Annotated in this window: 7 protein-coding genes and 1 tRNA gene; 2 read left to right on the top strand and 6 right to left on the bottom strand. The window is 49.0% G+C overall.

The window, feature by feature from the left end; all coding sequences use genetic code 11:
* The 4 genes from dpdA to AC1DUO_RS22355 form a co-directional block, all read right to left on the bottom strand.
* A partial coding sequence (dpdA, locus tag AC1DUO_RS22370; RefSeq protein WP_477988803.1) for a tRNA-guanine transglycosylase DpdA occupies positions 1-715 on the bottom strand: 715 nt, incomplete at its 3' end.
* A gap of 73 nt (positions 716-788) precedes the next feature.
* Positions 789-1745 carry a hypothetical protein gene (locus AC1DUO_RS22365; RefSeq protein ID WP_477988801.1) on the bottom strand — a complete coding sequence of 319 codons (957 nt, stop codon included), beginning with the start codon at positions 1743-1745 and terminating at the stop codon, positions 789-791.
* Between the two features lie 541 nt (positions 1746-2286).
* The gene (locus AC1DUO_RS22360) at positions 2287-3534 is read right to left on the bottom strand and encodes a tyrosine-type recombinase/integrase (RefSeq protein ID WP_477988799.1); all 1248 of its coding nucleotides are present in this window, start codon (positions 3532-3534) and stop codon (positions 2287-2289) included.
* 199 nt (positions 3535-3733) lie between these two features.
* Positions 3734-3818, bottom strand: a tRNA-Leu gene (locus AC1DUO_RS22355).
* A 219-nt stretch (positions 3819-4037) separates the two neighbouring features.
* Between AC1DUO_RS22355 and ampH the strand changes: the two genes are divergently transcribed.
* On the top strand, positions 4038-5177 hold the full coding sequence (gene ampH / locus AC1DUO_RS22350) for a D-alanyl-D-alanine-carboxypeptidase/endopeptidase AmpH (RefSeq protein WP_037033544.1): 1140 nt from the start codon (positions 4038-4040) through the stop codon (positions 5175-5177).
* Between the two features lie 86 nt (positions 5178-5263).
* Here ampH and lptG read toward each other — a convergent pair whose 3' ends face one another.
* A complete protein-coding gene (gene lptG / locus AC1DUO_RS22345; RefSeq protein WP_013577144.1) occupies positions 5264-6334 on the bottom strand; it encodes an LPS export ABC transporter permease LptG in 1071 nt (356 codons plus the stop codon).
* The gene (gene lptF / locus AC1DUO_RS22340) at positions 6334-7428 is read right to left on the bottom strand and encodes an LPS export ABC transporter permease LptF (RefSeq protein ID WP_013577145.1); all 1095 of its coding nucleotides are present in this window, start codon (positions 7426-7428) and stop codon (positions 6334-6336) included. The genes lptG and lptF overlap by 1 nt, the downstream gene beginning before the upstream one ends.
* A 278-nt stretch (positions 7429-7706) precedes the next feature.
* On the opposite strand from lptF, the gene AC1DUO_RS22335 reads away from it, so the two are divergent.
* The coding region (locus AC1DUO_RS22335; RefSeq protein WP_477988797.1) for a M17 family peptidase N-terminal domain-containing protein at positions 7707-8539 on the top strand (833 nt) is incomplete at its 3' end.

The raw sequence follows: 8539 nt of genomic DNA, 5'->3' as shown, positions 1-8539 counted from the left end.
CGATACCAAGAAGATGAACACAAGTATCACTTTTCAGCAGCGGTTTTATCTCTTCCAGCGTTTCCAGAATTTGAGGCGTTTTCAGGGGAACCATACCCCCCATGGTGATGTTCTTATATCCCATCGCCAGGAGTGCTTGCGCAGACTGTCGATAAGAGTCTTTACTCCAGCCATGGGCCACACCAAACGGAGTGAAACAACTCTGCTGAGACTTTGTCAGAAATTCTTGCGCTAGCGTAAGCGTGATATCCTGGCGACGACGGCACTCAGCAAGGACTTCTCCTGTAAACGACTCTCCCGGCTTTTCGTAACCAAACACAATATGGTCGAGGGAAACACCGTAATTAAAACGAGATGTCTCGTAAAACTCGATAACCTCCTCAACACGATAAGGCGGAACATCTTGATTTACATAGGTAAAAGCACCGCAGTCTCCCATCGTCTCCATGTTATCTGGCAAACGAAAGAAATGTTTCATTCCATTGCGGAAATAGCGTAACCGCTGAGCACGTGTATATTTGCTTTCACCACCACCCAGTCCATCAACGACCGCTTTTGAAACGAGCATGCCATCGTAGGGATGAGGGAAAACCTCGTGCGGATAATGGTCATCACGCTGGCGCACACGATGTTCGTTACGCGTTTCCCGTATGAAGTCAAAACTCGGATCAATAAAATCCTGACTATCCGGAAAAAAGTATTTTAGCTTCGACAACCTGCTCTCCTGTAACGCCTTTGCCCAGACTTCAAAAAACGCGGGATTCTATCACAAAACCACCATCCGGACATTACACAATGCGGGCAGAGACAGACTGAAACAAAACACGAAATCGTTTCTCTTCAAAACTGTTACCTGAATCACGAAAAGTCCGCAGAGCTTTTGAGGCACTCATCTCAGGCTGTTGCTGTAAAAGTGTCAAAATATACTTTTCCACCTCCTCAGGATTACGCTTTATACCCTTAATAACAGTACGCTCCGGCAGAGTATAGAATTGCTTTGACATCTCCTGAGCAAGGATACTCAAATCTTCATTTCTATTAGAGTTAAAATTGTTTATAACGTATTTTGCAAGGCTAATATTTAGCATGAGCATATTACATTTCAAAAATTCAGCTATGCGCGCATCGCTCTTTAATAAATAATCGTCCAACCTATTATTTATTTTTTTCGAAGTGATAATTAAAAATTGTTTCTTTGGTACATACAAATATTCCAGACCATTAATGATATCAAGTTCAATGGCATTGATATAATCAGGAGACCCACAAATGATAAAATACTCCTTTGGTCTCTCTTTCATCAACATCGTTATTGAAGTTGCATGTTCTGACTTTAAAGGAGATCTTTCTGTAATCTCTTTCCACCATGTCCTATGGAAAGATTTAGCAGGATAATCTTTTGAAAACAATGGGATGGACTCCGCATAACCAGTGGAGAAGGTCGCCCGATATGGAATAACCTTATCCATGTTATGTAGCAGTCCAAACCCAGCAGAAAGAACCCATAAATCAATCGGATGGTCTTTATTGATAGTTTGTGCAGTCGACCAATGCCCACCTTTGTAAAGGTCTTCAACAGAAATGAAGGCTGATCTTGCAAGCRCTTCTTTTGAGGCATTACACCAGGAATGAATTAGAACATTCGCTGATGTTTTCCCAGCCGAATAATCACTTAAATTCAGAGAATTGCAACTATGTCCATGCTTTCCATTTGTGCATGTTGTTATCAAATTTATATGGCTCACAAACTACCCTCAAAAAATTTTCCGTAGCAAAGCTATCGCAGAAAAGGGGTTGTTGCAAGAAACACATAACGCATCCCCGAAAAAATGTCGAGGATGGCTAAGTCAATGATGAATGTATTCGAAATACTCATCATGTCCATTTAACAAATGAGGACACTTTTTCAGTAACCCGATGGTTTCAAGATGGTCGCAAAACTTTTTACACTCAATGAGAAGACACTGCGAGTCTGAAATATTATTCTTTGAAATCAATGCCCTAGCAAGGGTGTCATAGCTAAACCCTCCCGTGGAATGGGAGATAATATCCATAGCAGACTGCTTATCAAAATGTTGCATAATACTTCTCCACAAGTTGGGACTATTTACTCTATAGAAAAAACCCAAAGTAATGCAAGCCTCCATTTGCAAATTGAAACTTGCTTTTTAATTCAATAATAATATAGAAAATAAATTATGATCATTCAATAAATTATGAGCAAATTCCTTCTAAACATAATTAGTTTCTTCTATATTCATTATTATCAGATCAGTAAAAACCTTACTACTTCCCAAAATCAAACGGACTAACCCCCTTCTCCCGATTTGCATCTAGAAAATCAGCCCACCACTGCAGCATTAGCCTGCGTTCATCCAAGTGCTCTGCCTTATGAATGTAAGATGCGCGCACAGAGTTACGTTCTTGGTGGCTCATCTGCCGCTCAACCGCATCTTTAGACCACAACCCCGATTCGATCAACGAACTACATGCCATGGTTCTAAATCCATGGCCGCAAACCTCAATTTTCGTGTCATAGCCCATCACCCGGAGTGCATTGTTGACGGTGTTTTCACTCATCGGTTTACGTGGATCGTGATCGCCAACGAAAATTAAATCGCGATTACCATTAAGCCGTTTTATTTTCTCAAGGACTGCGAGGGCCTGCCGAGATAATGGTACCAGATGAGGCGTTCGCATCTTTGAACCACGGTGAGAATGTTTAACACCTTCTAATGGTTCACGATCTGCCGGTATCGTCCACATTGATGTCTCGAAGTCGATCTCTGACCAACGGGCGAAACGCAGTTCGCTTGAACGGATAAAAACCAGCAATGTCATCTCTATTGCCAAACGAGTGAGCGGTCTGCCAGTGTAGGTGTCGATACGGTGAAGTAGCTCAGGAGTACGGCTAAGTTCTAAGGCGGGACGATGTTGCCGTTTTGCTGTAGCGACGGCACCAGCCATTTCCTGAGCGGGATTGTAGTCGGTTAAACCACTTTGTACGGCGTAGCGCATGATTGCTGTCGTGCGCTGCTGTAGGCGCGAAGCCACTTCAAGACGACCTGACTTCTCTACCGCTTTGATAGGTGCCAGCAAATCTCGAGTCTTGAGTTCAGTGATATTGTGCTTACCAATGGCCGGGAAAAGAAAGTCTTCCAGGGTTTTCAAAACACGATTGCTGTGATCTTTTGACCACTTCTTATTAGTCGCATGCCATTCTCTGGCAACCACTTCGAAAGTGAAGACTTCTTTAGCCAACTCTTCTTTTACTGCACGTTTTTGTTCGCGGGGGTCAATGCCTGCAGCAACCAGTTTTCTGGCAGCTTCTCTTTTATGTCTGGCATCAGCAAGGGATGTCTCAGGGTAAACGCCAAAGGCCATCAGGTGTTGCTTGCCGCCAAAGCGAAAGCGGAAACGCCAGTATTTGGAGCCGTTAGGGTGTATCAGCAAAAACATGCCGTCGCCATCGACGAGCGAGTATTCCTTTGCTTCTGGTTTTGCCGAACGCACCTTGGTATCAGTCAGGGCCATGATGGTATTCCTTCCATATGCTGCCGTGAGTATATAAGCATTATCGAACCAGCATATATACTCGGTTCTATACTCACAAGCATGTTGATGTGGGGTAACTCAGATTGACGTCGGTTGACTGAAAAGCGGGGCAAAGCCTTGCGGGAACTGGATTTTAGGCATAAAAAAAGACCTCAGTTGAGGTCTATTTACATACTAATGGTGCCGAAGGCCGGACTCGAACCGGCACACCTTGCGGCGGTTGATTTTGAATCAACTGCGTCTACCGATTTCGCCACTTCGGCACTGAAAGTAGTATGCGGAAAACGTGGGCATTATACCCAGCCCAGCCGGTCACGCAATAGTTATCCCGCCTTGTTCGGTTTAAGTGTTGAAAAAACAGTCATACACCGCAGCTCAGTGAGGATTTGCTGACAAAAATCTTCTGTTTACCCACGTTTTTCCAATGCCGTTTCTCAAACTTCGCATTAGTATACAAATCACGAATAGATCTTGCCCTGTTGATGGATACCAGCTTGTTGAAAAAACTCTCACTTTCGCTCCTCGCGCTGGCCTTCGCCAGTACGCCTTTATGGAGCCACGCGCAGCAGAATGCGCGTCTGGCGTCGCAGGTCGTGGATGACCATGCAGAACACATCTTTTACGGCAGCGGCGCGATGGGAATGGCGCTGGTTGTCGTTGATAACAATCAGCAGGTTTTCCGCAGCTTCGGGGAAACCCGTCCCGGTTCCGATTTGCGACCACGTGAAGACTCTGTGGTGCGTATCGCCTCGCTGACCAAACTTATTACCAGTGAAGTGCTGGTAAAAATGGCGCAGCAGGGCAAAGTCAGTATTAACGATCCGTTGCGTAAATACGCCCCGGCCGGTGCCCGTGTTCCTGCTTACAGCGGCACAAATCCGATCACCCTGCTGAATCTCGCCACCCACACCAGCGGTTTGCCGCGCGAGCAGCCGGGCGGTGTCGCACATCGTGCCGTCTTCACCTGGCCGACTAAAAGTGATCGCTGGAGCTGGCTGAGTGTCGCCAAACTGACTGTGCCGCCGGGTGCACGCGCCTCTTACTCAAATCTGGCGTTTGACCTGCTGTCCGATGCATTATCGAAAGCCGCTAATCAGCCTTATACCCAGTTGCTGCGCGAGCAAATCACTCAGCCGCTCGGCATGGTCGATACCACGCTGACGCCAAACGCCAGCCAGTGTTCACGCCTGATGGAAGGTCTGCGTCCGAGCCCGTGTATCAACACTATTGCGGCAGCAGGCAGCGGAGGCCTTTACTCCACGCCTGCCGATATGGGCCGCTGGATGCGTCAGTTCCTCGGGCAACGCACTACAACCGCCGATATGGCGCAGAAGATGTATTACAAGCGTACGGATCTGGTCTCGCTCAAAGGAATGGATGTACCGGGAATGGCGGACTCGCTGGGAATGGGCTGGGTAACGATGGCGCCGACGCCGTTGCTGCCACGTATCATTCAGAAAACCGGCGGCGGTGGTGGCTTTATCACGTATGTCGCGATGGTACCGCAGCGCGGTGTGGGCGTGTTCGTGGTTGTGACCCGCAGCGAACTGACCAAGTTTAAAAACATGAGCGATGGCGTGAACAATCTGGTGGCCGATCTGGTGCGTAATAACGAGATCTGACGGTTCAGTTCTCAATATTCAGAATTCAGATGTAAAAAGCAGGCCTCTGAAAAGAGCCTGCTTTTTGTTTATCTGTACTGCCGGATTTAGCGTTTTTTCAGCAATAAGAACATGCTGATGACGAAGAAAAGCCCGCTCGGCAGCAATGCGCCCAGAATCGGCGGAATACTGTAAACCAGGCTTAACGGGCCGAATATCTGGTCAAGCACGTAGAACAGAAAACCGAAGCAAATACCGGTCACCACGCGCACACCCATCGGTACGCTGCGTAAAGGCCCGAAGATGAACGACAGCGCCATCAGCATCATCACCGCAACGGACAGTGGCGAGAAGATTTTACTCCACATATTCAGCTGGTAACGTTTTGCTTCCTGCCCGCTCTGCTTCAGGTATTTCACATAGTTGTGCAGGCCGCTGATCGACAACGCGTCAGGGTCGAGCGCAACCACACCGAGTTTGTCCGGCGTCAGGTTGGTTTTCCATACGCCGGTCAGCGTCTGCGAACCGGTGATTTGCAGTTGATCCGTCAGATCAGATTCATCCACCTGAGAGAGTTTCCACTCACCATTATCAAAGGTCGCGGATGACGCGTAACGGACTGACTGCAGTTTATTCTCTTCATTGAAATGATAGATGTTGACGCCGGTCAGCTCTTTTTCACCCGCCACGCGTTCGATGTAGATAAAATCGTGACCGTCTTTTGCCCACACTCCGTTTTGCGTGGAAAGCAGTGAACCGCCGTACATCTGTTGCGCACGGTAGTTACGCGCCATTTGTTCGCCCTGCGGCGCAACCCATTCACCAATCGCCATGGTCAGCAGCACCAGCGGGATCGCCGTTTTCATCACGGAGGCGGCAATCTGCATGCGGGTGAAACCGGATGCCTGCATCACCACCAGCTCGCTGCGTGTTGCCAGCGTGCCGAGGCCCAGCAATGCGCCCAGCAGCGCTGCCATCGGGAAGAAGATTTCGATATCCTTCGGTACGCTCAGCAGGGTGTATAAACCTGCGCCAGCGGCGGAATATCCGCCCTGCCCGACTTTACGCAACTGATCGACAAACTTGATGATGCCGGAGAGTGACACCAGCATGAACAACGTCATCATGATGGTGTTGAAAATAGTGCGACCAATGTAACGGTCTAATACGCCAAACATCAGGCAGCTCCTCTCAGACGCGCGCGGATCTTGCGAACCGGCAAGGTGTCCCATGCATTAAGCACCAGTGCCAGTGCAAAGTAGAGCAGGTTGGTTCCCCACATCCAGAGCATCGGATCCAGCTTACCTTTGGCACCGTTGGAGCGCAGCGAGGTTTGCAGCAGGAAGAAAATCAGATACAGCAGGATCGCTGGCAGCATACTGAGTACACGCCCCTGACGAGGATTCACCACGCTGAGCGGGACCACCAGCAACGCCATAATAAAGACTGAAACGATCAGCGTTAAACGCCAGTTCAGCTCTGCCCGCGCTTCCGGTTCGTTGGAATTCCAGAGTTGCGTCATGGTCATCTGATCCGACTGATTAGGGTCAAGCTGTACAGCCTGATGCCCGATAACCGCCAGATAATCGGTGAAATCCGTCACGCGGAAATCACGCAACAGCGCAGTGCCTTCATAACGGGTGCCTTTATCCAGCATCACCTGCTGGGAACCGTCCGCACGCTGCAACATATGTCCTTTATCAGCGACCACAACGGAAGGCCGCTGGTTGCCGTTCGGCCGCAGTTGAGCCAGGAAGACGTTATGGAATTCCTTCCCTTTAACACTGCCAACGAACAGCACCGCATTGCCGTTCTGGGCTTGCTGGAACTGGCCTTCGACCATCGCGGCCATGCTCGGGTTGGCTTTCGCCTCCGCCAGCACTTCATCCTGATGTTTCGACGACCACGGGCTGAGCCAGATCGCATTCACGCCGGCAAAAACTGACGTAAATAGCGCCAGAACCAGCGCGGCGATGACCAGTGACCGTTTTCCAAGACCACAGGCGTGCATGACCGTGATTTCACTGTCGGTATAAAGTTTACCGAGCGTCATCAGCAGGCCGAGGAACAGACTGAGCGGCAGAATAAGCTGCGCCATCTCCGGAACGCCAAGGCCCAGAAGTGAGAGAACTAAATTTGTTGGGATATCGCCATCGACCGCTGCTCCGAGCACTCTGACCAGCTTCTGACAGAAGAAGATGAGAAGCAAAATGAACAGAATGGCAAATTGGCTCTTGAAGGTTTCCCTAACCAGATATCTAATGATGATCACGCTTAATACGCCTGTGAAAACTTGTCTTTTTGAAGGAAAATCGCTAGTTTCATCGCTAATCCGTCATTTATTCTCATCATATGGCAACCTTCGCAGCTAAAATAGTATTACAACACCGAGAATTGGGGTGTCCTATAGGAACTTGCTTATAGCCGCCAAAATAAAAACTAACGCCGTTTAAGGTTAACACAGGTCGTTAACACAATGACGGGAGAGTGTCTCCGGCGACTCATTCTAGCCGTACCTCCCGCCCTTGTCTTTAAGATTCAGGAGAGTGCATGGAGTTCAGCGTAAAAAGCGGTAGCCCGGAAAAACAACGCAGTGCCTGTATTGTAGTCGGCGTTTTCGAACCTCGCCGCCTGTCACCGATTGCCGAACAACTCGATAAAATCAGTGATGGCTACATCAGCGCCCTGCTTCGCCGTGGCGAACTTGAAGGCAAAGTGGGCCAGACCCTCTTACTGCATCATGTACCGAATATTCTTTCAGAACGCATTTTGCTGATTGGGTGCGGCAAAGAACGCGAGCTGGATGAGCGCCAGTACAAGCAGGTTATCCAGAAAACCATTAACACCCTGAACGACACCGGTTCTATGGAAGCCGTTTGCTTCCTCACCGAGCTGCACGTAAAAGGCCGTAATACTTACTGGAAAGTGCGTCAGGCGGTCGAAACCTCCAAAGAGTCGCTTTACACTTTCGATCAGTTGAAAAGCAACAAAACCGAGCCGCGCCGTCCGCTGCGTAAAATGGTGTTCAACGTGCCGACCCGCCGTGAACTGACCAGCGGTGAGCGCGCCATTCAACACGGTCTGGCGGTGTCAGCAGGTATTAAAGCCGCAAAAGATCTCGGCAATATGCCCCCGAACATCTGTAACGCCGCATATCTGGCGTCACAGGCCCGTCAGCTGGCAGATGCGTTCAGCACCAACATCACGACCCGCGTTATCGGCGAGCAGCAGATGAAAGAGCTGGGAATGAATGCGTATCTGGCGGTGGGTCAGGGTTCGAAAAACGAATCACTGATGTCGGTGATGGAATATAAAGGAAATCCTAACCCGGACGCTAAGCCTATCGTGCTCGTGGGTAAAGGTCTGACCTTCGATTCCGGCGG

It is taken from the genome of Rahnella sp. P4_A8 (assembly GCF_056402435.1).
The sequence above is the reverse complement of the archived record's forward strand: the minus strand, read 5'-3'. Positions and strand labels throughout refer to the sequence as shown.

Coding starts and splice junctions, on each gene's coding strand:
- AC1DUO_RS22360 (WP_477988799.1), bottom strand. CDS start 3,534: ATGGCCCTGACTGATACCAAGGTGCGTTCGGCAAAACCAGAAGCAAAG.
- ampH (WP_037033544.1), top strand. CDS start 4,038: ATGGATACCAGCTTGTTGAAAAAACTCTCACTTTCGCTCCTCGCGCTG.
- lptG (WP_013577144.1), bottom strand. CDS start 6,334: ATGTTTGGCGTATTAGACCGTTACATTGGTCGCACTATTTTCAACACC.